At 39.8% G+C, this 22,709-nt stretch carries 31 protein-coding genes; 6 read left to right on the forward strand and 25 right to left on the reverse strand.

What is annotated here, in order from left to right; translation table 11 throughout:
• Positions 1 to 14: 14 nt before the first annotated feature.
• The 7 genes from RDQ32_RS06595 to RDQ32_RS06625 form a co-directional block, all read right to left on the reverse strand.
• Positions 15 to 410: a hypothetical protein gene (locus tag RDQ32_RS06595; RefSeq protein WP_308579582.1), complete on the reverse strand. Its 396-nt coding sequence runs from the start codon at positions 408 to 410 to the stop codon at positions 15 to 17.
• Positions 411 to 454: 44 nt separating this feature from the next.
• Positions 455 to 1,072, reverse strand: coding sequence for a methyltransferase domain-containing protein (locus tag RDQ32_RS06600; protein ID WP_308579584.1), 618 nt, complete (start codon positions 1,070 to 1,072; stop codon positions 455 to 457).
• 148 nt (positions 1,073 to 1,220) lie between these two features.
• Positions 1,221 to 1,436 carry a hypothetical protein gene (locus tag RDQ32_RS06605; RefSeq protein ID WP_308579586.1) on the reverse strand — a complete coding sequence of 72 codons (216 nt, stop codon included), beginning with the start codon at positions 1,434 to 1,436 and terminating at the stop codon, positions 1,221 to 1,223.
• Between the two features lie 294 nt (positions 1,437 to 1,730).
• Complete coding sequence (locus RDQ32_RS06610; RefSeq protein WP_007157263.1) at positions 1,731 to 2,078, reverse strand: hypothetical protein; 348 nt, start codon at positions 2,076 to 2,078, stop codon at positions 1,731 to 1,733.
• Between the two features lie 132 nt (positions 2,079 to 2,210).
• Positions 2,211 to 2,747, reverse strand: coding sequence for a 3'-5' exonuclease (locus tag RDQ32_RS06615; RefSeq protein ID WP_007157264.1), 537 nt, complete (start codon positions 2,745 to 2,747; stop codon positions 2,211 to 2,213).
• A gap of 245 nt (positions 2,748 to 2,992) precedes the next feature.
• On the reverse strand, positions 2,993 to 4,207 hold the full coding sequence (locus RDQ32_RS06620; RefSeq protein ID WP_040648816.1) for an iron-containing alcohol dehydrogenase: 1,215 nt from the start codon (positions 4,205 to 4,207) through the stop codon (positions 2,993 to 2,995).
• Positions 4,208 to 4,458: 251 nt separating this feature from the next.
• Positions 4,459 to 5,955 (reverse strand): carboxypeptidase M32, encoded by a 1,497-nt coding sequence (locus RDQ32_RS06625; protein WP_308579588.1) that lies wholly within the window; start codon positions 5,953 to 5,955, stop codon positions 4,459 to 4,461.
• 188 nt (positions 5,956 to 6,143) lie between these two features.
• Here RDQ32_RS06625 and RDQ32_RS06630 point away from each other — a divergent pair, with 188 nt between their 5' ends.
• On the forward strand, positions 6,144 to 7,379 hold the full coding sequence (locus RDQ32_RS06630; RefSeq protein WP_308579589.1) for an ATP-binding protein: 1,236 nt from the start codon (positions 6,144 to 6,146) through the stop codon (positions 7,377 to 7,379).
• Positions 7,380 to 7,587: 208 nt separating this feature from the next.
• Here the strand turns inward: RDQ32_RS06630 and RDQ32_RS06635 are convergent, their stop codons facing one another.
• Together RDQ32_RS06635 and fumC are read right to left on the reverse strand one after the other, a co-directional pair.
• Positions 7,588 to 8,760, reverse strand: coding sequence for a malic enzyme-like NAD(P)-binding protein (locus RDQ32_RS06635; protein WP_308579591.1), 1,173 nt, complete (start codon positions 8,758 to 8,760; stop codon positions 7,588 to 7,590).
• A gap of 17 nt (positions 8,761 to 8,777) precedes the next feature.
• Positions 8,778 to 10,142, reverse strand: coding sequence for a class II fumarate hydratase (fumC, locus tag RDQ32_RS06640; RefSeq protein ID WP_308579593.1), 1,365 nt, complete (start codon positions 10,140 to 10,142; stop codon positions 8,778 to 8,780).
• Between the two features lie 260 nt (positions 10,143 to 10,402).
• Between fumC and RDQ32_RS06645 the strand changes: the two genes are divergently transcribed.
• Complete coding sequence (locus tag RDQ32_RS06645; RefSeq protein WP_308579595.1) at positions 10,403 to 10,930, forward strand: hypothetical protein; 528 nt, start codon at positions 10,403 to 10,405, stop codon at positions 10,928 to 10,930.
• Positions 10,927 to 11,136, forward strand: a complete 210-nt coding sequence (locus tag RDQ32_RS06650) for a helix-turn-helix transcriptional regulator (protein WP_308579596.1) — start codon at positions 10,927 to 10,929, stop codon at positions 11,134 to 11,136. The genes RDQ32_RS06645 and RDQ32_RS06650 overlap by 4 nt, the downstream gene beginning before the upstream one ends.
• Here the strand turns inward: RDQ32_RS06650 and RDQ32_RS06655 are convergent.
• Genes RDQ32_RS06655 through RDQ32_RS06670 form a run of 4 tightly spaced genes read right to left on the reverse strand, consistent with a single transcriptional unit; the run spans position 11,076 to position 13,548 of the window.
• Positions 11,076 to 11,678, reverse strand: a complete 603-nt coding sequence (locus RDQ32_RS06655; RefSeq protein ID WP_308579598.1) for a hypothetical protein — start codon at positions 11,676 to 11,678, stop codon at positions 11,076 to 11,078. The two genes, RDQ32_RS06650 and RDQ32_RS06655, sit on opposite strands and share 61 nt — an antisense overlap.
• Positions 11,679 to 11,685: 7 nt before the next feature.
• Positions 11,686 to 12,039, reverse strand: coding sequence for a hypothetical protein (locus tag RDQ32_RS06660; RefSeq protein WP_308579599.1), 354 nt, complete (start codon positions 12,037 to 12,039; stop codon positions 11,686 to 11,688).
• Positions 12,040 to 12,068: 29 nt separating this feature from the next.
• Positions 12,069 to 12,923, reverse strand: coding sequence for a hypothetical protein (locus RDQ32_RS06665; protein WP_308579601.1), 855 nt, complete (start codon positions 12,921 to 12,923; stop codon positions 12,069 to 12,071).
• Positions 12,924 to 12,960: 37 nt separating this feature from the next.
• Positions 12,961 to 13,548, reverse strand: a complete 588-nt coding sequence (locus RDQ32_RS06670) for an SMI1/KNR4 family protein (RefSeq protein ID WP_308579602.1) — start codon at positions 13,546 to 13,548, stop codon at positions 12,961 to 12,963.
• A gap of 179 nt (positions 13,549 to 13,727) precedes the next feature.
• On the opposite strand from RDQ32_RS06670, the gene RDQ32_RS06675 reads away from it, so the two are divergent.
• Entirely contained in the window at positions 13,728 to 14,027 is a 300-nt protein-coding gene (locus RDQ32_RS06675; protein WP_308579604.1) for a type II toxin-antitoxin system RelB/DinJ family antitoxin, read from the forward strand.
• A 189-nt stretch (positions 14,028 to 14,216) separates the two neighbouring features.
• On the opposite strand, the gene RDQ32_RS06680 is transcribed toward RDQ32_RS06675, so the two are convergent.
• Positions 14,217 to 14,846, reverse strand: a complete 630-nt coding sequence (locus RDQ32_RS06680) for a hypothetical protein (RefSeq protein WP_308579605.1) — start codon at positions 14,844 to 14,846, stop codon at positions 14,217 to 14,219.
• A gap of 201 nt (positions 14,847 to 15,047) precedes the next feature.
• On the opposite strand from RDQ32_RS06680, the gene RDQ32_RS06685 reads away from it, so the two are divergent.
• The gene (locus RDQ32_RS06685) at positions 15,048 to 15,185 is read left to right on the forward strand and encodes a ribbon-helix-helix protein, CopG family (RefSeq protein ID WP_308579606.1); all 138 of its coding nucleotides are present in this window, start codon (positions 15,048 to 15,050) and stop codon (positions 15,183 to 15,185) included.
• Positions 15,186 to 15,222: 37 nt separating this feature from the next.
• Here the strand turns inward: RDQ32_RS06685 and RDQ32_RS06690 are convergent, their stop codons facing one another.
• From RDQ32_RS06690 to RDQ32_RS06740, 11 genes are all read right to left on the reverse strand, one after another.
• On the reverse strand, positions 15,223 to 16,536 hold the full coding sequence (locus RDQ32_RS06690) for a site-specific integrase (protein ID WP_308579607.1): 1,314 nt from the start codon (positions 16,534 to 16,536) through the stop codon (positions 15,223 to 15,225).
• A gap of 2 nt (positions 16,537 to 16,538) precedes the next feature.
• Positions 16,539 to 17,180, reverse strand: coding sequence for a recombinase family protein (locus tag RDQ32_RS06695; RefSeq protein ID WP_308579608.1), 642 nt, complete (start codon positions 17,178 to 17,180; stop codon positions 16,539 to 16,541).
• Positions 17,177 to 17,422 carry a hypothetical protein gene (locus RDQ32_RS06700; protein WP_308579609.1) on the reverse strand — a complete coding sequence of 82 codons (246 nt, stop codon included), beginning with the start codon at positions 17,420 to 17,422 and terminating at the stop codon, positions 17,177 to 17,179. Before RDQ32_RS06700 ends, RDQ32_RS06695 begins: the two co-directional genes overlap by 4 nt.
• A gap of 177 nt (positions 17,423 to 17,599) precedes the next feature.
• Entirely contained in the window at positions 17,600 to 18,010 is a 411-nt protein-coding gene (locus RDQ32_RS06705; RefSeq protein WP_308579610.1) for an HNH endonuclease signature motif containing protein, read from the reverse strand.
• Positions 17,985 to 18,266 (reverse strand): hypothetical protein, encoded by a 282-nt coding sequence (locus RDQ32_RS06710; protein WP_308579612.1) that lies wholly within the window; start codon positions 18,264 to 18,266, stop codon positions 17,985 to 17,987. The genes RDQ32_RS06705 and RDQ32_RS06710 overlap by 26 nt, the downstream gene beginning before the upstream one ends.
• A gap of 261 nt (positions 18,267 to 18,527) precedes the next feature.
• Positions 18,528 to 19,211, reverse strand: a complete 684-nt coding sequence (locus tag RDQ32_RS06715) for a hypothetical protein (protein ID WP_308579613.1) — start codon at positions 19,209 to 19,211, stop codon at positions 18,528 to 18,530.
• Positions 19,212 to 19,215: 4 nt separating this feature from the next.
• Positions 19,216 to 19,566, reverse strand: a complete 351-nt coding sequence (locus RDQ32_RS06720) for a DUF5681 domain-containing protein (RefSeq protein ID WP_308579614.1) — start codon at positions 19,564 to 19,566, stop codon at positions 19,216 to 19,218.
• 17 nt (positions 19,567 to 19,583) lie between these two features.
• Positions 19,584 to 19,793, reverse strand: a complete 210-nt coding sequence (locus RDQ32_RS06725; protein ID WP_308579615.1) for a hypothetical protein — start codon at positions 19,791 to 19,793, stop codon at positions 19,584 to 19,586.
• Between the two features lie 215 nt (positions 19,794 to 20,008).
• Positions 20,009 to 21,010: a hypothetical protein gene (locus tag RDQ32_RS06730; protein ID WP_308579616.1), complete on the reverse strand. Its 1,002-nt coding sequence runs from the start codon at positions 21,008 to 21,010 to the stop codon at positions 20,009 to 20,011.
• 2 nt (positions 21,011 to 21,012) lie between these two features.
• Positions 21,013 to 21,144, reverse strand: coding sequence for a hypothetical protein (locus RDQ32_RS06735; RefSeq protein ID WP_308579617.1), 132 nt, complete (start codon positions 21,142 to 21,144; stop codon positions 21,013 to 21,015).
• 3 nt (positions 21,145 to 21,147) lie between these two features.
• Positions 21,148 to 21,399 carry a PC4/YdbC family ssDNA-binding protein gene (locus RDQ32_RS06740; protein WP_308579618.1) on the reverse strand — a complete coding sequence of 84 codons (252 nt, stop codon included), beginning with the start codon at positions 21,397 to 21,399 and terminating at the stop codon, positions 21,148 to 21,150.
• Positions 21,400 to 22,018: 619 nt separating this feature from the next.
• On the opposite strand from RDQ32_RS06740, the gene RDQ32_RS06745 reads away from it, so the two are divergent.
• Entirely contained in the window at positions 22,019 to 22,327 is a 309-nt protein-coding gene (locus tag RDQ32_RS06745) for a type II toxin-antitoxin system RelE/ParE family toxin (protein ID WP_308579619.1), read from the forward strand.
• Positions 22,328 to 22,709 lie beyond the last annotated feature (382 nt).

Here is a 22,709-nt window from a genome sequence, read left to right on the forward strand (position 1 = left end):
TCTGTCCCCCATACTTATAGCCCTAATTTTCCTAACCACTCCTCAATATCTTCTACAGAAGTATTCGGGAAAAGCATCAGTGTGTCCTCATTATTTTCATCACATAAGATCAATTCCTGTTCTTGATCAAAAAACAGGCTTAGCCATACAATAAAGCTTGCATAATCCCTCATTCTATTTTCGGAATTAAAATACTCTATGGCAAAGGTGGATCTTTTTCTATCCATTCGTAAGGTAAACTGATAGGACTCCGAGTAATTTTCCCAACAAATATCATAGGAAAATGACGCAGTCTTACTCTGCTCTATTCCTGTCCCCAGATACTTCTTTTCTATTTCCCTACTAAATTTTTCTAAATCAAAATCATGATTTTCCGCTTTATTTACATGAATAAAACTTGTTACAGACATCTCTACTTTCCCTCAAGGCCAGTGGTTTCGTATAAGACAAAATTTTATCCTGCTAATATCAGTATGCCGGAGCAGAATGTCCTCTTCTCAAAAATCAGATTCGGAAATTCTGTTCTTAGTTCATCCGCAACGCAATAGATTTCATCATTATCCCATTCATCCGCATATTCTTTTTTACATTGATCCATTTCCTTGCGATTTGAAAAAGCGACATCTCCTATGAGAATCTTTCCGTCATCTTTGAGACGTGCTAGCAAATCTTTTAGCAAAACAACCTTTTGTGCATCCGCTAAGTGATGAATAGAATACGTTGCAATAATAAAATCAAAGGACTCTTGCTTCAGTTCATCCGCTAAACCCTTTGAAAAATCTCCCTGATAGAGATGTGCACCCGGCATCTTTTCATACGCGAGCTCTATCATTCTTGAGGAAAAATCCTGTCCGTAAATAGTGCATCCGTTTTTATATAGCTTTGTGGTTAATGTGCCTGTTCCGAATCCAAGGTCCAAAACTACTGCATCCGGCTTTTCCATTATGATTTTGTAAATATCCCCCAGAATCTTTTTGTACCCGGCAAAGGGATAACGATTCTCTTCTTCCGAGAGCCCGACTGATTTGTCATAATCATCCGCCCATAAATCAAAACCTTTACTATTTAACATTTTCCCTCCTCTACTCCTGCTTTTCTATCGTATGCCCCTGCTTTTCCCGCCTTTGCCCTGGCAGGCAAGATGCATCTCTCGCTCAAAGTTCTCAGTACATTTCGAGCGATAAAACAGCCGGAATCCCCATAATTCCTTGCATCCATTTTTATTTCAAAAGCTCCAAAATTCCCTTTGCACAGCGGAGATTCACGTCTTGAAAATGATTTCCCGGGTTCAACTCATATTTGCAGGGAATCCCCAAGCTCCTAAAATAACCAAGCAGTTCTTCCGTGTTTTCCTGCATGGTTCTTAAAATAGGATGTCTTGTTTTAGACTCTTGATCTCCAACGGATAAATACAGCTTTTCCGGCAGGATTTTCATCGTATTTTCTTTGCAAAATTCCTTGAATCCCGGAAACCAAAAAGAGCCCGACATACCGGCTACACGGGAAAAAACATCCGTCTTATACATGGCATACAATGCAAATAAGCCGGCTAAAGAATAGCCGGCTATGCCTATAAAACTCGCCTTTCCGTGATTTCTTTCCGTAGCCCAAGGTAAAATAGCGGACAGTCCGCTTTCTCCGCCTGAAATAAGCTTAGTTTATGATTACACAAGGTAAAATCTTCTCTATGCATAAGCTACCTCTCCCGGTTTTTCTCCGTATACCCTATCTTAGATCCAACACCATACTGTCAAAGTCGATATACTCTTCCCCAATCTTAAAATACGCCGGTAAAGTTCCCACTTTCTTAAAGCCCTTAATTCTCCGCTTCCTACAAGCCTTCCGTTCTTCCAAGCGAAATAACATACCGATTTTGAATCCTTGGAAAAGTTTCGAATTGCCTCCTGCTCATCCTCTACGGAAATTGGAAATCCTTCCTTTCCAAAGGATAAATTGTCTGTTTCCGAACCCACCTGTCTTGCATAAGCTATCCTTGCTTCCGCATCCTCAGGTAGAGCTTCTTTAATGATAACGCCTTTGATTACGTCTTTAGTAACGTCTTTGATAATGTTCTTCATAATATCTTCCCTGCAAAATCACTATGATGCTTTATTTAATACTTTACCCAATACTTTACCCAATACTTTGCTCAGCACTTACGCATTTCTTTGTTCAACACTTTGCGCCACACTTACGCAATACTCCATTCTTTATTTCTTAAAGGAGCAAGTCCGTATAAAGTCCTTCACCTCTGCCCCGGCTTCCAGATAGCGAAGTAAAATCTCCGCACAGGCATGACTGTCGCTGTCCGCCCGGTGGTGTTGAAGGGAAATCCCAAAATCCTCGCAGACCATATTTAACTTGTGGCTCCTGTCGGGAAAGAGGCTTCTGCCCATTTTCACCGTGCAAAGGTAGCGGGCATAGGGCTTCCAATCAATCTCATAGTCCAAAAGACAGTTTTTTAGCACATTCATATCAAAAGAGGCATTGTGGGCTACCAGCATTCCGTCGGAAAAAAGCGGTTCAATCTGCTGCCATAATTCCGGAAAGGTAGGGGCATCTTTGACACTGGCCTTACTGATTCCGGTAAGCTTTACATTGAAATAGTCAAAGTTGGTTTCCGGATTCACAAGGGAATAAAATTCCTTGCTGATTTTTCCCTCTTCCACCACGGTAATGCCAATGGCACTTATACGGTTGTTCTTCCGATTCGGTGTCTCCACATCAAAAACAATAAAGCGTGCCACAATATCCTCCTAGCCTATTCGAAACAATGCTACGATTTTTGATACTAAAAAACCGTTGTATCCCAATTTTACTTGAGAAACAACGGTTTTCGCAAATGCTTTTTTCTTTTCGATATTTTGAAGGTCGCTTATCTTTGAAAGCCTTCAACTGTATTTTTAGGGAAGAAGATTATAGAATATTCTTCTTAAATATTTTCTTCTTAAATATTTTCTTCTTAAATATTTTCTTCTTAAATATTTTTCCCTTAAAAATCCACCTCTGTATCATAGTAGCAACACTTTAAGAGCTTCTCCATTTCCTCTACGCTGGGTTGACGAGGATTGGAACCGGTACAAGCGTCTCCTACAGCATTTACGGCAATGTCATGCAGTCTCTCTAAGAAGACATTTTCCGGAACAAAGCCCTGCTCGGTAGGATAGGAATCAGCACCGTAATTCTTGATACAAAGAGGAATGTTTAACTTCTCGTTCAGCCCTCTTAAATAAGCAATTAAAGCCTTTACCTTATCATCGTCGTTATTTCCGGAAAGACCGATAACGTCCGCAATCTTTACATAGCGCTTCTTTGCGGTTTCGTCCTTCGCATTGAAGGCAATAACCTTTGGAAGGTACATGGCATTTGCCGCACCGTGAATGATGTGTGCCCCTAAGTCTCCGAATACCGCACCGGTCTTATGAGCCATGGAGTGGACAATTCCAAGAAGTGCGTTTGAAAATGCCATTCCTGCAAGGCACTGGGCATTATGCATAGCATTTCTAGCCTCTTTGTCTTCATTGTAAGAATCCACCAGGTCGTCCCGAATCATTTCAATGGCATGCAAAGCCAAAGGATCCGTATAATCGCAATTTGCAGTGGAAACATAAGCCTCAATAGCATGGGTTAAAGCGTCCATTCCGGTATGCGCCACCAGCTTTTTCGGCATGGTCTGTGCCAGAGCAGGATCTACGATAGCCACATCGGGAGTGATTTCAAAATCCGCAATGGGATATTTGATTCCCTTTTCATAATCTGTGATAATGGAAAATGCGGTTACCTCGGTAGCGGTTCCGGAAGTGGAAGAAATCGCACAGAACTTTGCCTTCTTTCTCAGCGTTGGAATACCAAAGACCTTACACATATCTTCAAAGCTGCACTCCGGATACTCGTACTTAATCCACATCGCCTTCGCCGCATCAATGGGAGATCCTCCGCCGATTGCCACAATCCAATCCGGTCCGAAGTCCAGCATCTCTTTCGCACCTTTCATTACGGTATCTACGGAAGGATCGGACTCAATCCCTTCAAACAGCTTTACTTCCATTCCCGTTTCCTGTAAGTACTGTACTACCCTATCCAAAAAACCGAAACGCTTCATAGATCCGCCACCCACGCAGACAAAAGCCTTCTTTCCCTCGAAGGTCTTCAGTGCCTCCAATGCATTTTCTCCGTGATAAATGTCTCTTGGTAATGTAAATCTCATCTCCTGCCTCCTTTTAGAGCTGTCAACTTTTACATACCCCACATGCTACACCCCATTTCATAGAATGTCAATAATTTAACAATATAGATATTGCATATTTTTTTGAACATTCTCCGGAATAAAATAAGAGGAATGGCACAAACCCAAATCTACAACCGGCTATTCATAGTCTGTAATGAAAGGTAGCAGAATAAAAAAACAGAAAAGCAGAGTTTCTGTCAAAAGCTGCTTTTCTGTTTTTTATTTCTGATTTACAGTTTATACAGTTTCGTATATTTCTCCTCAATGTAATCCAAGAAATAGTTCACATTAAACTCTTCTCCGGTCACCATTTTCATAAGCTCCGGTGCCTCATAGCGGAAACCGTAGGTATGGATATGCTCCTTTAGCCAGTTCATGATTTCATCAAAATGGTTTTCTTCCAAAAGCCTCTCTACATCCAGTTCCTTCCGCATTATCTGCATGAATTGCGCCGCAAAGGCTGTTCCTAAAGCATAGGTAGGGAAGTAGCCGAAGCTTCCGTCGGACCAGTGCACATCCTGTAAGATGCCCAGCTTATCATTTGGCACATCCACGCCCAAATACTCCTTGTACTTTGCATTCCAGGTCTTATCCAGTCCCTCTGTAGAAATGCTTCCGTTAAATAAGCCCTTTTCAATTTCATAACGAATCAGGACATGCAATGGATAGGTCAATTCATCCGCTTCCGTACGAATAAAGGAAGGTTTAGACACATTGATGGCCTGATAAAATTCCTCTAAGGAAACCTCTCCCAGTTGCTTTGGAAAATGCTTTTGCAACTTAGGATAATGATATTTCCAAAATGCCAAAGTTCTCCCCAGATAGTTTTCGCAAAGTCTGGACTGGGACTCATGCATTCCGGAAGATACTCCCTCGGATAAAATCATGCCGTCATACTTTGGATTGATATTATGCTCATAATAGGCATGCCCTACCTCATGTACCGTGGACAAAATAGCAGAAATCACATTGTTCTCGAGATATTTCGTAGTGGTACGGCAGTCATTTTCACAGGTCCAAGAAGTAAAGGGATGCTCGGACTCATTTTGATAGCCCCAGGAGGAGTCAAAATGCAAGTACTCTAAAAGCCCTTCCATAAACTTCTTCTGCTCTTCCACCGGTAAGCTTTGGGCCAAGAAATCCTCTCGAAGCTGCTTTGCCTTGGTCACCTTCTGAATAAGAGGCACCAATCTTTCCTTTAAAGCCGCAAAAAAGGCATCATACTTTTCCTCGTCCATCCCCGGTTCAAAATCATCCAACATCTGATTGTAAATGGACAGGTTGCTGTTCCGATAGCCATAAAGCTTCTTCTTTTCTTCAATCACCTTCTCTAAATAGGGAGCAAAAAGAGAATAGTCCGCCTTGGATTTTGCCAAAAGCCAGGCATCAAAGGATTCACTACAAAGCTTTTCAAAGGCTACAAACTCCTCCTTGGGAATGCAAAGGGTATCCAAGGCCTGCTTGTAATAAAGCTGAATGGCCCGCTTATTTTCCGTATCCACCTTGGGATCATCCTTTAAATCCTTGAGTAATTCTACAATTTCCGGATCTGTCTCCAAACTGAAAAGCTCCCCTGCCAAAAAGGCGGAACGCTCATCTCTATAGCCTGCTCCGGCTGTAGGCGCTACAGTCTGCTTATCAATATCAATGATATTTAGAGCCATATGGTAGGCAGAACATTTAAACAGCCAGTCCTGATACTTCTTTAATTTTTCTTCCGTAGTCATATTTTTCCTTTCTTACAATTGTTTTACTATAATACATGCCGGTACGGGAATATTCTGATATAATGATTTTATGGATTTAACGTTAGCGTTTTTTTCATTTTCACAAAACTGCCAACGTTAATTTTAATATTTCGTACTGTATTTGCTATTATATACTATGAACTAATAAGTTAGAAAGGAAGAATAATATGACTTGGTATCCTCGTGAAAACTACCTTAAGAAGATTCGTGACTTTTATCACGAAACCGATATTATTAAAGTAATCACCGGTGTGCGAAGATGTGGTAAATCCTGTCTTATGGAAACAATTGCCAACGAATTAAAATCGTCTGGAATTCCTAGTAATCATATTTATTTCTTCGACTTGGACAGTAAGGACTATCATAAAATTACAAATCCGGAACAATTGGAACAGCTATTGGAATCAGTTCCGAAAGTGCGTGGAACAAAATATCTTTTTATTGATGAGATTCAAAATGTAAAGGACTTTGAACTAATTCTTAACAGCTTTCGTAGGTCTAATGAATGGTCAATTTTTATTACCGGTTCAAATTCATATCTCCTAAGCGGAGAATTGATGACAAAACTAACCGGAAGATATATTGAATTTGAGATGTTCCCACTTTCGTTTGAGGAATACGAAGGCATTAAAAAATTCTATGGAAAAAAAATTGCTTCCGACCGACAAGAAGAATTACAAAACTATATTCTTGAAGGCGGTTTTCCCAGAACAATACAACTGGAAAATATGGCCGCAAAGCGTAGATATGTTCAAAGTGTTATCGAGGAAATTTTTGAAAAAGACATTAGAAGAAGGCTAAAAATCCGTAATAAAAATACATTTGAAACAGTCCAAAAATACATCATCAACAACTTTGCTGCAACAACCAGTCTAAAAAGCTTAAAAAAAGCCATTGAACAAAATGGAACAGCTATAAGCGAAGCCACGATTGCAAGATATGTTAAAGCCTTGTTGGATGCGAAAATTCTTTGCGAATGCCCCAGGTTTGATATGAAGTCCAAAAAATCCTTAAGTGGAGAAAAGAAATACTATTTAGCTGACACCGCTTTTTATTTTGCTCAGAACACGGACAACAGAATTAACTTTGGTCCTGTTCTTGAAAATATCACCTATATATATGCAAAATCTCACGACTATTCTGTAGCTGTCGGGAGAATAGGGAAGCTGGAATGTGATTTCATCTTAAGAAATAACGAGATGCGTTATTCCTACATTCAAGTTGCTTATACCATTGCATTATCAAAGGATACCGAAGACCGTGAGTACCAACCACTCGAAGCCATTAAGGACAATTATCCTAAATATGTTGTTACTGCAGACTCTATTCTTCAACAGCGAAACGGTATTGAGCATATTAACCTTATTGACTTTATGAGAAATGGAAAAGAATTTTTAGCTTAGTTTATAAAATATATTTCCGCTCATAGGAGAAAGGGGCTGTAAAGAATAACTTAATTATATACAAAATATAACTATATTATTTTTTTCAGCCCCTTCTGCACTATAAAATTCATTCTTCTATTCGGCCCTATAGCATTCCAAAATTACAGCTTAATTTACAAGACTGCTCTTACCGTTTGATTTTACAGTTAGGCATTACCGTTTTGTTTTACACTCTGGCAACGCCACTTTTCTTTGCGGCTTCCGCTACGGCTTTAGCTACTGCGTCCTTGACTCTTTCATCAAAGGCCGCCGGCAGAATATACTCGGCATTAAGTTCCTGATCGCTCACCAGTTCCGCTATGGCATAGGCTGCGGCAACCTTCATTTCATCATTGATGTCCTTTGCCCGCACATCCAGAGCGCCTCTAAAGATGCCAGGAAAGCATAGTACATTATTAATCTGGTTCGGAAAATCCGACCGCCCTGTAGATACTACCGCAGCCCCTGCCTCCTTCGCATCCTCCGGGAATATTTCCGGAATAGGATTGGCACAGGCAAAGATAATGGGCTTCTCCGCCATGCTCTTCACCATATCCTTATTCAGGGTTCCCGGTGCGGAAACACCGATAAAGACATCCGCATTTTTGATAACATCAGAAAGACTTCCCTTTTCCATGGAAAGATTGGTAATCTCTGCCATTTCCATCTTAATGGGATTTAAGTTCTCTCTCCCCTTATAAATAGCGCCCTCTCTATCCGTCATAATCACATTTTTTGCTCCCATGCTTAAGAGCAGTTTGATAATGGCAATGCCTGCTGCCCCAGCTCCGGAGGTCACAATCTTCACTTCTTCGATTTTTTTCCCGGTAAGCTTTAAGGCATTGATCAGGCCTGCCAAAGTGACCACCGCAGTGCCATGCTGGTCATCATGGAAAATGGGAATATCACAAATTTCCTTGAGTCTCTTTTCAATTTCAAAACATCGTGGTGCGGAAATGTCTTCCAGATTCACTCCCCCAAAGCTTCCTGCCAGGAGACTCACCGTCTTCACGATTTCCTCCACATCCTTCGTTCTTACGCAGAGTGGAATGGCATCCACATCTCCAAAGGCCTTAAACAGCACACATTTTCCTTCCATAACCGGCATGCCCGCCTCCGGTCCTATGTCTCCCAAGCCTAACACCGCAGTTCCGTCCGTTACCACCGCCACCGTATTCCAGCGTCTGGTCAGCTCATAGCTTTTCTCCACATCCTTCTGTATCACTAGGCAGGGTTCCGCAACTCCCGGGGTATAAGCAAGACTTAGTGCTTCTTTGCTATCCACCTTGGCTCTCGGTGTAATTTCCAGCTTTCCCTTTAATTCATAATGCAGTTTCAATGATTCCTTCGCATAGTCCATTTTTCTTCCTCCATACTTTATATCATTTCTTCCGGTTTAAACACTTCATCAAACTTCTCTTCCGTCAAGAAACCAAGCTGCAGGCAGGCCTCTTTTAAAGAGATATTTTCCTGAAAGGCCTTCTTCGCTGTCTTCGCCGCATTTTCATAGCCGATATAGGGATTTAAGCAGGTTACCAGCATCAAAGAGCGATGTAGGTTTTCCAGCATTTTCTCCTTGTTCGCCTTGATGCCAACAACACAGTTCTGATTAAAGGATAACATGGCATCGGAAAGCAGGCGTACAGACTGTAAAAAATTGTAGATACACACCGGCATATATACATTTAGCTCAAAATTTCCCTGAGAAGCCGCCATGCCCACTGCTACATCATTGGCCATAACCTGAACGGACACCATGGTAAGCGCCTCACACTGGGTGGGATTGACCTTTCCCGGCATAATGGAGCTTCCCGGCTCATTTTCCGGAAGGAAAATTTCTCCAAGACCGCATCTTGGGCCGCTACCAAGCCAGCGGATGTCATTGGCTATTTTCATTAAATTCGCTGCCAAGGCTTTCAAAGCACCGTGGGCGAAAACCAGTTCATCCTTGCTGCTAAGGGAATGGAATTTGTTGTCCGCCGTTTTAAAATCCTTATGTGTCAGTTCCGAAACTGCTTTAGCCACTTCCACATCAAATCCCTTCGGGGCATTCAGTCCCGTTCCCACTGCAGTTCCCCCAAGAGCCAGCTCCCGAAGTCCGGGAAGGCTTAATTTAAGCATCTCCATCGATTTTTCCAGCATAGCTTTCCAACCGCTGATTTCCTGAGAAAAGCTAATCGGGGTGGCATCCTGTAAGTGAGTCCGACCGGTTTTTACAATGCCTTCATTTTCCTGCATAAGTCTATCAAAAGATTTAATAAGGGTGTCAAGACTGGGAAAAAGTCTCTCCTCGATTTCCAAGGCTGCTGCGATATGCATGGCTGTTGGGAAGGTATCGTTGGAGCTTTGGGACATATTGGCATGGTCGTTTGGATGAAGTAGCTTTTCTCCCGCCACTTCATTTCCCCGATTGGCAATGACTTCGTTCACATTCATGTTGGACTGGGTTCCGCTTCCGGTCTGCCATACCACAAGCGGAAAATGCTCGTTGAGTTTCCCCTCCCAAATCTCATCACATACATCGGAAATCAAAGTTTTTCGTCTTTCATCCAGTTTACCAAGCCGGTTATTGGCGATTGCTGCCGCCTTTTTTAAAATGGCAAAGGCACGAATAATCTCTGTAGGCATCTTCTCCGTTCCTATTTTAAAATTCTCAAAGCTTCTCTGGGTTTGTGCCCCCCAGTATTTCTCCACCGGAACCTGCACTTCCCCCATGGAATCGTGTTCTGTTCTATAGTCCATTTCTTTTCCTCCATACAGCATTTACAACAGGGAAAATCACTTCGGATAGATTTTATCAAAAAAATGGCTGAGGGGACAGACCGTATTCTATTGGATTCTTGAATTTCTACCAGCGGATTCTTTAGATGTCTTTTTGTAAAATATACTTGACATGCAAAAAACTAAGTCTTATATTATTTATGTAAAGTATTTACGACATTTTGTAATACATTCTGCTTTCGCTAAAGAGTTAGAAGGCAAGAAAATGAAAGGAGTTTTTGATGAATTATTTCAACTTAGGAATCGCTGTAGGTGTTTTTGTCGCTTCCCTCTTAGTTCTCTTTCGAAACAGATTGAGTAAGGATAAACAGGATTGCTATGATGAAAGGCAGGTAATCGTCCGCGGGAAGAGCTATCAATACGCTTTTTCCATCACCATGGGACTCCTCATACTGTACACTGTTTTTGCCGAACCGATTGAGAAATATTTGGAAGCCGGGATTATTCCCCTTGCCATTCTTCTTTTCTCGATACTGATCAGCATGGGATACTGCCTTTTCCATGATGCCTTCTGGGGGCTTAGCAGTAAGAAAAATAAAAGAATGGTTGTTACTGTATGGGCTCTGTACAGTGTCCTGAACGTCATGCTTCTCGTTGATAATAGCTCTCCTAATAAAATATGGATTGCCGGAAGGCTCAGCAGCCGCTTTATGGTTCCTCTCCTTCTCAGTATCTTTTTAGCTATTGCCCTGATTCTCATGGTACTGAAGAATCGAATGAAGCATGACGAAGAGCGAGGTGAAAAATGAAGAATCTCCGTTTAAAATCCGCTCGGGCGGGTAAAGACCTGTCCCAGCAGGAACTGGCAGATCTGATAGGTGTCAGCAGGCAAACCATCAATGCCATAGAAAAAGGGGACTACAACCCTACCATCCGTCTCTGCCTAGCCATTTGTCATGTACTAGGGAAAACATTGGATGAGTTGTTCTGGGAGGAAGGGGATGAGGCACCATAAATCAGTTCCTCTAACTCTTTATCCGAAAGCCCTCCCTCTTCATATAACTTTCGAAGTAAGCTCTCCGAAAAGTCTTGTTCATAATAGTCTTTGGCAAAGTCCCGAAATTTCTCGAAACTTTCAAAGGCATACGCTAACAACCACTGCCCACCATCATTTTCCGCGAAGGAATTTTGATGTAGTTCTCCATCATACCAAAGGAAAAAAGTCGTTTCTCTTTTTTCCTTTGGTGAAAAGAGATTCTGATATTTCTCCGGAAGTCCTGCATAGATCCGCTCAACTAAGCTTCGCTCCTCTTGTTCTTTCGCAAACAGATTCAATGCACTTTCATGCGCGAATCCTTTCACCAATACCAGCTTTTCCGTAAAAATCACAGATAAGGAATCACCGGCTCCGTTATCCACATGATAATGAAGCTTTTCCCCGTCTTCTGTCCTTCGAATTAAACGAAGATACTCTTCAGAAGGATCTGTCAAAGCATTATCCAAAACATATAACGCTTCAAGCTTCCGTTGCATTTCATTCCAATCCCTATATTTCATAAAACACTCACTTTCCGTCGTGATCTTCGTTCTCTCCACAAAGCTCTTTTAATTCCCCAAAGCTATAGTCCCGATAGACCTTTCCTCGTTTCAGTAGAGATTCAGTCGTTACCGGCAGGGCTTTCAACAATGTTTCAGGCTGAATTTCTTTTGGCAAAGGAATCAATTCTCCATCCGCATCTTCCGCCTGATGTGCCATAAAAATAAACCCTCCCTTTTCCCAGTCTATGGCAAAGCTATTCATCACTTCTGTAGCGGACACTTGCAAGAGACTTTCTTCCTGCGAGATGATATTTTCATAGAGAAATTCATACAGGGCTTCCTTACCGATTTTGATTACTCTAACGGTGTTTTCCTTCATCCTTTTCCTCCCTAATCTTTATTCAAACATTATCCGAAAGTAGCTTCCCTAATTCGTTTTAAACTCTCTTCCTTTTCCAAATATTCATGCATAAAGGGATGCATAAAGAAGCTCATGGGGCGAACCTGCGTAGGGCTGGCTACATCCCAAAGCTTACTTTTTGCCCAGCGCTCTATCACTTCCAATACCTTGTCTTTTTGCCCGAGATACCCATAGCAAATACAAGCTTGCTCGTAATACAATTCCCCAAGATTTAAGTCCTTGATTCTTTCATAATAGTCCACTGTATCCTCCGGACTGCCCTTCATAAAAAGTAAATTCAAAAGCTTCTTCCGATCAAAGTCTTTTTCCGGATTCAGCTTGCCCTCTGCTATCAATTCCGAAGCTGTTTTCGGTGCTTTTGGCGGCTGATAATCCTTGCTCCTTGATTCCGGTAAAATATCCTGCTGCATATAGTCCAGGAGAATCTTGCAATAATTGTATCGTTGGCAAGAGCCCTTAAGGCATTTCTCTTCCTCCGCTTCCATTAAGCGACTTTGTTCTTCCTGAAGAGCGTTACTTACTTCTGCTTCCCGTCCGATTTTCTTTGCCGCAAAGCACATGGCCATCATATATTCGTTGGCTACATTGGAATAATACCACTCATCCCAAAAAGGCATTAAAAGGAGAGTATGGCTTACCGCTTCTTCATACTTTCGGTCAAAAAACTCCACCCCTGCCTTTACCGCAAGATTTTGATGGGGAAACTTCTTTTCAAAAGCTTCCAGCTTCGACAAACTTTCATAAGAGCCATTTTTGATTTCCTCACAAATGTCTCGGTACTTCTTCGGTAGTTTTATTGCTTCCATAATCATCCCTTTCTCGGACAATATTCCCGTTATCATTACTGCTTCCCTGTAATATCAAAATCCGTATTCCCCCTCAGTCTATGGTCAGTAAAATATCATCCACAAACTCTGACAGCCCTGCTGCTGCATAAATCACCTCATCCGGATCATGGATATAGCAAAGAATCTGCCCCTCTCTTCCTTCCTTATCCGGGTCAAAATCCAGCATTAAAAAGCAACTGTCACAATACTCCGCAAAAGGAATCCATTGCTTATGAAAAAGATAGGGCTTAATCCTGCTATCCCGCATTTTCTCTATGTCTTCTTCAGTGAAAAAGTCCGGAAACTCTGTCAGAAGAGCATCTCTATTTTGAAAATATTGTTTTGTCTTCACAATCTGCTCTAAACTCATCAGGGAAAATGACATTTCCACACCATGGATTACAGAAGGTAAAATGCTGAAATATTTACTTCCGTTTTTATAGCTGTAAAGCTCCTTAAAGTCTTTTGGTAACTTGATGGAAAACTTCTTCTCAAAAGCTTCTATCTCTTTCTGCGAAGCCCCGGGAATCTCTTGATACTCCTCCCAATATCCCTCTTCTACCGGATCATCCATGTCCAGTTCCTCAAAATTTTCTACTACGTACTGCTCTATCCGCTTTATCTTCTGAATAAGATCCATTTCTTCTCCTACTTTCTTTATCATGAATATTCGATTTTATCCTAAATATTCAACGCAAAAATACTTCCGCATTTCTTTAAGCGATAGTAATTATACTATATCTATCCTAAAGAAGCAGGAAGTAATATGTATTGCAATTCACAATACATTGCATTACAATTAGGTAGAAAGGTGGTGATATGATGAAAGATGCAACAGTAAGTGCTCGTGTAGAATGTAATGTTAAAAATGAAGCAGAAGATATTTTGCAAAAACTGGGTGTTCCTGTATCCGTTGTGATCAATTCCCTTTATCGACAGATTATTTACAAGCAGGGCATCCCCTTCTCCCTTACGATTCCCAAGGAACCGAAAACTCTTGATCAACTGTCTGAAGCTGATTTAAATGCAAAGCTCTCCCACAGCTATAATCAATCACTTCGTAAGGAGGGGCGTCCGTTTAATGAGGTTTTTGATGAAGTAGAAGGGAGTTTAAAATAGATTGTCTAACGTTTTCCCTATCTCTCCGTAGTTCTCCATAAATGTTTCTGTTGTTACCTTTGTGGACTTTCTACTTTCCCTATCTCGGACTGTCTCAGCATACTTCGAACTAAGTTTAGTATTAAGATAGTATAAAAGCCCTGACCATTTGTAGGCCAAGGCTTTTGCTATATTCTCAAATATGATATGCTATCCTTTGTAATTAGCATCAAGGAGCAACCAAATCAAGACACTTTCTTTTGCTTCGTCTGGAATTTTCTCTTTGATACCATCAACTAAGATTTCAGATACCGAAACTCTTTCGCCCTCTAAGGCAAAAGTGATAACGATGGGTGTTCCTGCATTCGGTTCGTCCATAAGTGTATATGTAATCATAACACTTCCGCTTTGGGATTCCACATTATAGTCTGGTTCAATAATGGTTCCATTTTCTGTGCCCTCACCCCTAGGGATTTCACCATAGGATTTCATTACAATCTCGGTAAAGAAGCTATTGCAAGCATCCTTGGCATCTTGCACACTTATTTCTTTTGGTGCCTGTTCTGATTCATTGCTTCCTTGCGGTGTGCTACTTTCCTCAACCGTTGATGTATTGGATGGTGTAGGCTCTGTTATCGATGTATCTTTCGAGTAGCCTTGTGTAGCAGCCATGAGAATGATGAACCATATTACAAATACCACCGATAAAATAACTCTGCTGACTTGCTTCATTTCCTTATGGCAAACCCAAAGCAGAATAATTCCTACTGGTGGGAATAATATTAGCCACAGCCATAAAAACCACTTTGCTTGGTAAAACTTCTTCTTTTCTGTCTGCATAACGCACATTCCTCCATAATTTGTCGTTATGCTTAGTATAGCAGATAGCAACACGATTGTACATTGATTTTTCAACTCATTTTGTGTTATAGTTTTGGATTGGCACTTCACACTATAATGTACTCAAAAAGCATGGAGGTGTTTTGAGACATTATGGATAGCAAATTTGTAGTCACACCCAAAGAAGATAAGACTGTCACCATGACAATTCGCATAGATAGAGCGTTGCAGGAAGAATATAACGAACTGTCGGCCAGAACTAACCGTTCCCGAAATGAGTTGATTAGCATGGCTTTAAGATATGCACTTGACCACATGGAATTGAAAGACGAAGAGTGAGAGCCAGAGGACAGAATCCAAAGGCTCTCATTTCTTTTTATACGTTCATTCGTAAGAATTCATTTACCTTTGTTGCAACTTCCTCTTGCTGTTCCTCGAAGCTATGAGCATAAATGTTCATCGTGGTGGAGCAGGTCGAGTGGCCTAATGTCTTTGATATTTCAATGATGTTGACTTCCAGATAATTAAGCAGGGTAGCACATGAATGTCTTAAACCATGAAGCGGTATAATCGGCAATTCCTCTAAACCCTCGGCTTTTGCTTTGTCTGGATTGTTTTGCACCCACTCATTATAGCGGTTTAAGTGCTTGATGAAATACTGATACGGTGTTGCATGCCCCATCAGTTTTCCGTCTGACTGAATGAATAGGTTGCCGCCATTGCTCACATCTCCTTGCCATGCCGTTCCATGACTAAACCTTGTTTGTGCATACTCAAAGTGATATTGCCTTAAAAGAGGAAGCACATCATCGGGAATAGATACCTTTCTGACAGATTTCTTTGTCTTTGTCTCTTTATAGTCAAACCCGTTTTCTGTCAAACCTACCGCCTTTGATATTGAGATTTTCTTGTTCTTAAAGTCAATATCATTCCAATGCAAAGCATGCGTTTCGCCTTTTCTAAAACCACAAAATAGTGAGAGGGTAAAGAACACCTTGTATTGCGTTGGTACGGTGTAGGATTCCTTATAGTCATTGACATAGTAGGGTTTGCCTGTATCGTCAATGCGTTGGTGTCCTTTATAGGTTACCTCATAAGACATATTCAGAGATTTCATAAACACCAATGCTTGCTTTGGAGTAAAGAACTTCAATCCCTCGCCCTCGTCTTTTCTCTTTGGCTTTTGTGCGTCTTGGCAAGGATTGTTCTCAATCATGCAATAACGCTTGGCTGTCTTAAAAATCAAATTCATCACATTGGCAAACCTCTTTATTGTACCTGCGGAATACTCATCAACCAGAGTTCTATAAAAGGCTTCAATGTGTGGTGTTTTGATAAGAGCAATTTTGTCTCCCTTAAAGTAGGGAATGATTCTGCTTTTCAACACTTGTTTATATCCTGCATAGGTACCATAAGCAATGTTATCCTTAACACTCTCAAGCCATTTGTATGCAAAATCTTCAAATGACATTTTTTCTGCGTTATAGTCGTAGCCATATTTCAGTTTATCTTCCATATCCATGGCATACTTCTTCGCTTCTCGTTCTTGTTGTTTGGGTGTTGCTGACTGATTGACTGAATATGTAAGATTCTTAACCAGTTTGTTTCCCTTTTTATCGTATCCTTGACAGATAACTATGCGATAAACAACTCTACCGCTTTTGTACTCAACTCTTTTAACAGATGCCATTCTTAACACCCTTTCTCAATTTGATTTTTGTAACGATAGAAGGTAGGCTTCGTCATGCCTAATTCTTTCATCAGCTCAAATGGTTTCTTTTCCCCTTGCTGTACTAAGCGATAGTGGGTAGCAAATTCTTCAAGGTCCATAACTCTTGGTCTGCCATAATCGTCCCATTCTCCACGAGCTTTTTTCTGTTCAATGCCTTCTCGCTGTCTTTTCTCTTTTTTCTCAATCTCGGCCTGTGCCATGCTTGCATACAACTCAATCATCATATTATTGATAGTCTCTAACATCATACGAGCCATTGAGTTTTCCATAGCTGACAGGTCAATCAATGTTGTGGGTAATTCTAACACCATAACGCGAATACCATTATCCTTGAAGAATTGCAACTCTTTTAGTGTAGCTTCTTTGTTTCTTCCTAAACGGTCAAGTTCAGTAACAATCAGAACATCCCCGTTTTCAAGAATCTCATCTTTCAGCATAATGTATCGTGGTCTGTTGAAGTTCTTTCCTGTTTGCTGGTCTGTGTAGATTTTATCCTTATATAAAGAGATTCCATTTTCATCACAGTATTTCTTGATTTCTGTAATGCCTCGGTCTAAATGCTGTTCTTTTGTACTTGTTCTGTGATATGCAACATACTTCATAGCTTTTCCTCCTCGTAATACTCACATATAGCTTCATTGAATAGAACATCATGTGGTTTCCCGTTGCTTTGAGGGGGTTTTCTGTACTTGTCACAGAATGCTTTTGTTACACCAACAGGAATTTCTTTTCCGTCAATCTCGACTGTTGTCTTGTCTCTGTGAATGCAATCTTTACAGATTATTTTATATCTGTTAGGGAATTGTGCTTTCAAAGGGCTTCTTGCCTTAAACTTATCGTTCATCTGAACACCTCATTTCTTTAAGAACTAATGTTCTGTTTCTGATTTGATTGTATCAGGCAGGTATCAAAAAATACACTCCAATTTATGAGAATATTCAATAGTATCAGAGCATACTTTTTGAGCCTTATTTTTAAGCCATTTTAAGTAGTACCAAATTTTATAAATTCTGATACCACATCAACAAGTATCCATTGCTCGCTGTTTTGCTCTGTATCTTTTCATGGCTTTGCTGATTCGAGTGTTACGAGTGCCATAGCTACAATTTTCCTTGTTTGTCATAAGCTCAAGATTGTCAATGCAATTATTTGTTTTATCCTCGTCTTTATGATTAACTTGCATACCATTTGGAATAACACCAACATGAGCCATATAAACAAGCCTGTGTACTTTCATGTGCTTTTTAACTCCCATATCGTTATATACATCAACTTGTTTATATCCTCGTTCTGTAATACCTTGCGGTAAAAGCCTGTCACTTTTTAAACTGTAAATTTTCCCATCAGTAGAAATAAGATACCTTGAAAATCCCTCAGCCTGTTCCCATTCAATAGGGAAATTGCTTTTATGCTGTGTTTCTCTCTCTGTCATTGCTCTCAACCTCCGTTTCGCCGGCATTGAGAAACTCAATGAATTTATCCACATTCACAAGAAACTTATTACCGGACTTAATATGCACAATTTTGTTCTGTTTGCACATCTGCCAAAGTGCTTTATATGAAATACCAGATTCATCTGCAAGAGTCTGTAAAGGCACCATACGAGGAATGCGTACGTCTGATACAATAAAGTTAAACTCCTGCTCTGGTAAAGTGTTCGTATTATTTGCATTATTCTTCTTTGCCATTTTTGTATTATCCCTTTTCGATTAGGGGACACGAATACAAATTCATCTGAACTATTGTATTGTTGTCCATTTTTATTGTTTGCTCCGTCTTGGACAACTGGGCTAATCTTTAGTAACCGTTTTATTTTATTCTCAATTTATGTTTATCCCCAGAGGTTCTCTGTTGACTTCTGGTGGACTTTTATCCTATTCCATAGGAATACATTACCTAATGACTTCTGATTCAATCTGGATTATCCTGTGCTATTCTGGGATTATCGTTTATGCTGTCTGTTCGTCTGGATTCCATGCGGAAGGCTTCTTAAACACATTGACCTGTTTCTCAATGTTTCTAAGGTGGAATCCCTGCATATACACAGAAGCAAGTCCCTGTTCAGCTTCTTTCAGTTCAGATTCTTTCAATCTGTCAAAAGCCTGTTCAGCAGAAGATTTACTACCCTCAAAAGCACGCTCCCTAATCTTTGCAGATACCATATCAGCATAAGCAGGATATTTAAGCAGTTCCAGAACAGCCTTGCTGCCGATAACACCAGAATTGATAGAATCTGTCAAAACCTTAGTGATACGGTTTGCATGATTGCTGTTCATTACCTTAGGCATCTGAGACATAAGCTGAAGCGCTTTGTTCTGCACAGCTTGTGTATCGTCCTTTTCGTTTACATAGTCATATCCACGATTGCGGATTTCTTCAACCTTGCTGTTCATACGCTCATACACAAAAGCATTTTCGGCAACCATATCTTGCAGTTTGCTCTGGAGCTTGCCATAGACTTCATTAACCATGTTCTTATCAACACGCTTATACACAGAAATAAAATCCTTGACACTTTCAACCAGAGAACGAACATCATCAACAGTCTTTGCCTTTGCGATCTGCTCAAACAGTTTGTTGTAGTTCTCAACGATAGTTAGCCCATTGTTGGCAACTGTATTGATTTTAGCCATTGTCTTAATCCTCCTCTAAACCATCATCTGGAGCATTGTTCCATTCTTGCTCCCAATCTTCATCGTCCTCGTTTTCTTTACCGTATGGAACAATCCTAATCACAGTAGGAGCAGTATCTTCTGTACCGTCTAAAAGAAAAGCAGTATTTGCACCATAAGCTTTGTCAATGATGTACTTACAAGCATTGAATCGGTCCTTGTTGTATCTATCACTGGCAATCTGAATTATGCTTTGCAGAGCTTCAACGGTAGAAGATTTAAGCAACCTCTGAAATTGCTCCTTTTGTGATTTCTGTTCTGCGGTTTGCTTCGGTCTGCCCTTTGGATTACCGCTTTGTCCTTTAGCATAAGGCATAGAAAAATCACTCCTTCCTACATATCATAGATGTTCACACTCCTTGTTGTAGGATTCCAGTTCTCTATGAATTTCTGTTTTACTTTGTCCTGTGTGAGATGAGATAAAATCTCTTGTTTCTCCTGTATCCCTGCGTTGAGAGATTCGATCAGCATATTGTAAGCCTGTGTTCCCGTTCTGGGTTTATGCTTTAATGTAATATCTGCTGATATGCGTTCTATCTGCATTAGTGAACACCCCCTTATTGTAAATGTACTGTTATCTGTTTGTATCTTTGTCCTCATTATGGTACAGAAATGTAAAGACCTGTTTTGCTTATATGTCTTGTGTAGCACCTTATACACCACCAAAACCATATAAATATGATGATTTTTTGACCTTTGCAAGGTGGCAACATTCTATCCATTTTTATTCATAGAGTGAATATTTTGAGCCACTATATTTAACCACAAGCAAGTTTAAAGTCGTGAATCGTCATTATACAGTCAACAGGTAAATCATATTGTTCAGCATATCTTTTAGTATCTCTGGCTGCGTTGTTTGTTTTACCTCTGATTTTCATGTATCGTTTTAATGCTCTTTGTAATACAACACAATCGGGAATCAGTTCTCTTTCTTTGGCTATCGTTTTGATTGGATTTTCGGTATCAGTTAAAGATTCAACCAATTTGAGAACACAAGCATCCAAATATGGTTTAATCATACCGTCCACAAGTTCATCACAAAAAACACGCTTATATTCTCGGATTATTTCTATCAAGTTCTTTTGTGTGAGAACATCTGAAAGTGTCTGCTTGGACTTAAATAACTTATCCAGTGTTCTTTCCACAAACACGATTTCCATTCGTAGCAAATCACGAGAAACATCATCAATAGGAAGATTGAACTTTCTTCGCTTATCAATAATTTCCTGTGATTTGTCATAAAACTTGAAATAGTAGTAATGTCGTCTTGACACATTAACGGTATGGTTTTCTTCTTTCAAATAGCATTTTTTACTTGGTCCCACATACTTAACATTATCTTTACTTGCATAGGACAATGTTGCATGGCTTAATAAATTCAACACATCGGCTTGTGTTGTATTACCGCTAACAGGTTGGGTTATATTGACTTCAATCTTCGTCACTTGGGTATTCATATTATTACCGAAAATCTGCTTTAACTGTGTTTCACAATCGTTTCTGATAATTTCAATACAAATACTCTCGGCAAGAGAATAGGGGTGTATGTTGTTATCACGAACGAATTTTGGTAAGTTTAACTTTATGGTAGCCTTACCTTTGCTTGCTTCAATACTCCCATATTGTCTGCCTTGTGCATTGATAATGGGCATTTCTTGCAAGTCTTTCATATTTCTACCTGTGAGTGCCATCTCAAATTCGCAAGTATCTAAGCCTTGTTTCGCTTGGCTTTTGTTTAATCTTATTTTTCGTTCTTTCATTGTTACACCTCACTCATTGATTTCTTTATTTCGCTGATTATTGAGGTGGTTTCCTTTATAATTGCTTTAATTAAAGTGAGGTAATTCTCAGCATAATAATTTCTTTCATCAAGTCTTACTTTACGCTCGTTCATCCGTTACACCTCCATACTTTCTATATCAATGGATTGCAACAGATTCCTTAGAGCAATCAAATCTTCCTTACTCATGCTGATACCTTTAAGAGGGTGCTTGATTCCGTCCTTGCCAATGTGCCAACCTCTTATATCGTAAATAGGTGGACGACCGTTCCATGCAACCTTGTTAATTTCTTTTGAGTAGTTGTCGTGCTTTCCAAAGTTGCCTAAATGCTCAACAACATCATAGGTAAATTCCTTCGTGTCTTTCATAATGATTCTTTCCTTTCATTCATTTTTAGGCAACAAAAAAGAGAAGCCGAATAAACCCCAACTGAGATTACTCTCGCTTCTCTAAAGCACTTAATATTTAATTTGGCTGGTCTTTATTGACCTTTAAATATTATACCACAGGTCCAGAAAATTGTACATAGGTTTTTGAAACTTTTTTCCCTATTTTTCAATCTTTTTTCTGTGGTCATATTTATATATAATCCTCAGATTAACCAGATTGACCCCAGATTGATTTCTTTGGATTAACCTATAATTTATATATCCTTATTCCTAAAATTCATTCTGGACCATCTAGTGTCCTCTGATGATAACCCATAAATAAATAGTAATGGTATAGTATAATGTTCGTTCCTTTATCCTCAAAACACCACCCAATATGAGAGAGAATGGACTGTATCTCGTTTGTTCAATCTTGCTTTGCACAGTATGAGAGTAAAATTCTTATAAAGCCTTTATTTACAATACTTTGTTGGTGTTTTCATCTTTGCAATATGTAAGACTTGAACCCTTGTTTTTGCATAGCGGCTCATGCTTGCAGTATTACGCTTGCTGAACAAACAAGCACAATCTAAAATAAATGGACTCCTTCGAAATTATCATGACTCCCGATGCTACTAAAGATCTTTTAGAACTTAAAGATTATATTTCGGATAATTTACTCGCTCCGGACACTGCCCTGTTTTATATTGAATCCATTCGTAAGAAAATCAATACCTTATCGCAAATGCCGGATCGAGTAAAACCCGTGGATATCGAACCTTGGAGATCTATCGGTATACGAAAAATAATGGCAAAAAATTTCTATATCTACTATCTAATTAATCAAAAAGATAAACAAGTCCACATTTTAAACATTCTATATAATCGCAGAGATCAACTAAGGCAACTTGCTACTAAGTTCAAATAAAAATGAATGAACAAGCCAAAATATAACTTAAGCTTTATCCCGATTTTTCCTACCACAAACCAAATGGTCACTATATTAAAGAACAATGACTTTCTGTTTTGCAATTGAATAGTATAAACAAAATTATCATAAATAAATTTATAATGTGGAAAGCCAACCTGTGAATTATAGGCAAAAAGGCGAGCTAAGTAAATCAGAATCAATATAAGGAAATTGCTTTTATATGTCTTTCCACTGCAATTCTCCACCGTCAGGGCCCAGATTTATAGGAACTCCCTCTTCCGCAATAAAAAATTCCATAATTTCTCCTCCGGTTCACGACGTAATCGAATCAAAATTCTAGAAAAAGATAATTTATTATATCACGTATAGAACTCTCCTA

Origin of the sequence: uncultured Oribacterium sp. (assembly GCF_902481605.1) — a bacterium.
In the GTDB taxonomy this organism is placed as follows: domain Bacteria; phylum Bacillota; class Clostridia; order Lachnospirales; family Lachnospiraceae; genus Oribacterium; species Oribacterium sinus.

What these genes read in the sequence shown, in the direction of transcription:
- RDQ32_RS06685 (WP_308579606.1), top strand. Translation starts at nt 15,048, where the DNA reads ATGACAATTCGCATAGATAGAGCGTTGCAGGAAGAATATAACGAACTG.
- RDQ32_RS06620 (WP_040648816.1), bottom strand. Translation starts at nt 4,207, where the DNA reads ATGAGATTTACATTACCAAGAGACATTTATCACGGAGAAAATGCATTG.
- RDQ32_RS06665 (WP_308579601.1), bottom strand. Translation starts at nt 12,923, where the DNA reads ATGATAACGGGAATATTGTCCGAGAAAGGGATGATTATGGAAGCAATA.
- RDQ32_RS06625 (WP_308579588.1), bottom strand. Translation starts at nt 5,955, where the DNA reads ATGACTACGGAAGAAAAATTAAAGAAGTATCAGGACTGGCTGTTTAAA.
- RDQ32_RS06700 (WP_308579609.1), bottom strand. Translation starts at nt 17,422, where the DNA reads ATGAACGATAAGTTTAAGGCAAGAAGCCCTTTGAAAGCACAATTCCCT.
- RDQ32_RS06605 (WP_308579586.1), bottom strand. Translation starts at nt 1,436, where the DNA reads ATGAAAATCCTGCCGGAAAAGCTGTATTTATCCGTTGGAGATCAAGAG.
- RDQ32_RS06705 (WP_308579610.1), bottom strand. Translation starts at nt 18,010, where the DNA reads ATGACAGAGAGAGAAACACAGCATAAAAGCAATTTCCCTATTGAATGG.
- RDQ32_RS06635 (WP_308579591.1), bottom strand. Translation starts at nt 8,760, where the DNA reads ATGGACTATGCGAAGGAATCATTGAAACTGCATTATGAATTAAAGGGA.
- RDQ32_RS06630 (WP_308579589.1), top strand. Translation starts at nt 6,144, where the DNA reads ATGACTTGGTATCCTCGTGAAAACTACCTTAAGAAGATTCGTGACTTT.
- RDQ32_RS06680 (WP_308579605.1), bottom strand. Translation starts at nt 14,846, where the DNA reads ATGCAGACAGAAAAGAAGAAGTTTTACCAAGCAAAGTGGTTTTTATGG.
- RDQ32_RS06650 (WP_308579596.1), top strand. Translation starts at nt 10,927, where the DNA reads ATGAAGAATCTCCGTTTAAAATCCGCTCGGGCGGGTAAAGACCTGTCC.
- RDQ32_RS06695 (WP_308579608.1), bottom strand. Translation starts at nt 17,180, where the DNA reads ATGAAGTATGTTGCATATCACAGAACAAGTACAAAAGAACAGCATTTA.
- RDQ32_RS06740 (WP_308579618.1), bottom strand. Translation starts at nt 21,399, where the DNA reads ATGAAAGACACGAAGGAATTTACCTATGATGTTGTTGAGCATTTAGGC.
- RDQ32_RS06645 (WP_308579595.1), top strand. Translation starts at nt 10,403, where the DNA reads ATGAATTATTTCAACTTAGGAATCGCTGTAGGTGTTTTTGTCGCTTCC.
- RDQ32_RS06600 (WP_308579584.1), bottom strand. Translation starts at nt 1,072, where the DNA reads ATGTTAAATAGTAAAGGTTTTGATTTATGGGCGGATGATTATGACAAA.
- RDQ32_RS06745 (WP_308579619.1), top strand. Translation starts at nt 22,019, where the DNA reads ATGACTCCCGATGCTACTAAAGATCTTTTAGAACTTAAAGATTATATT.
- fumC (WP_308579593.1), bottom strand. Translation starts at nt 10,142, where the DNA reads ATGGACTATAGAACAGAACACGATTCCATGGGGGAAGTGCAGGTTCCG.
- RDQ32_RS06715 (WP_308579613.1), bottom strand. Translation starts at nt 19,211, where the DNA reads ATGGCTAAAATCAATACAGTTGCCAACAATGGGCTAACTATCGTTGAG.
- RDQ32_RS06675 (WP_308579604.1), top strand. Translation starts at nt 13,728, where the DNA reads ATGATGAAAGATGCAACAGTAAGTGCTCGTGTAGAATGTAATGTTAAA.
- RDQ32_RS06730 (WP_308579616.1), bottom strand. Translation starts at nt 21,010, where the DNA reads ATGAAAGAACGAAAAATAAGATTAAACAAAAGCCAAGCGAAACAAGGC.
- RDQ32_RS06660 (WP_308579599.1), bottom strand. Translation starts at nt 12,039, where the DNA reads ATGAAGGAAAACACCGTTAGAGTAATCAAAATCGGTAAGGAAGCCCTG.
- RDQ32_RS06595 (WP_308579582.1), bottom strand. Translation starts at nt 410, where the DNA reads ATGTCTGTAACAAGTTTTATTCATGTAAATAAAGCGGAAAATCATGAT.
- RDQ32_RS06725 (WP_308579615.1), bottom strand. Translation starts at nt 19,793, where the DNA reads ATGCAGATAGAACGCATATCAGCAGATATTACATTAAAGCATAAACCC.
- RDQ32_RS06735 (WP_308579617.1), bottom strand. Translation starts at nt 21,144, where the DNA reads ATGAACGAGCGTAAAGTAAGACTTGATGAAAGAAATTATTATGCTGAG.
- RDQ32_RS06610 (WP_007157263.1), bottom strand. Translation starts at nt 2,078, where the DNA reads ATGAAGAACATTATCAAAGACGTTACTAAAGACGTAATCAAAGGCGTT.
- RDQ32_RS06710 (WP_308579612.1), bottom strand. Translation starts at nt 18,266, where the DNA reads ATGGCAAAGAAGAATAATGCAAATAATACGAACACTTTACCAGAGCAG.
- RDQ32_RS06690 (WP_308579607.1), bottom strand. Translation starts at nt 16,536, where the DNA reads ATGGCATCTGTTAAAAGAGTTGAGTACAAAAGCGGTAGAGTTGTTTAT.
- RDQ32_RS06670 (WP_308579602.1), bottom strand. Translation starts at nt 13,548, where the DNA reads ATGGATCTTATTCAGAAGATAAAGCGGATAGAGCAGTACGTAGTAGAA.
- RDQ32_RS06720 (WP_308579614.1), bottom strand. Translation starts at nt 19,566, where the DNA reads ATGCCTTATGCTAAAGGACAAAGCGGTAATCCAAAGGGCAGACCGAAG.
- RDQ32_RS06655 (WP_308579598.1), bottom strand. Translation starts at nt 11,678, where the DNA reads ATGAAATATAGGGATTGGAATGAAATGCAACGGAAGCTTGAAGCGTTA.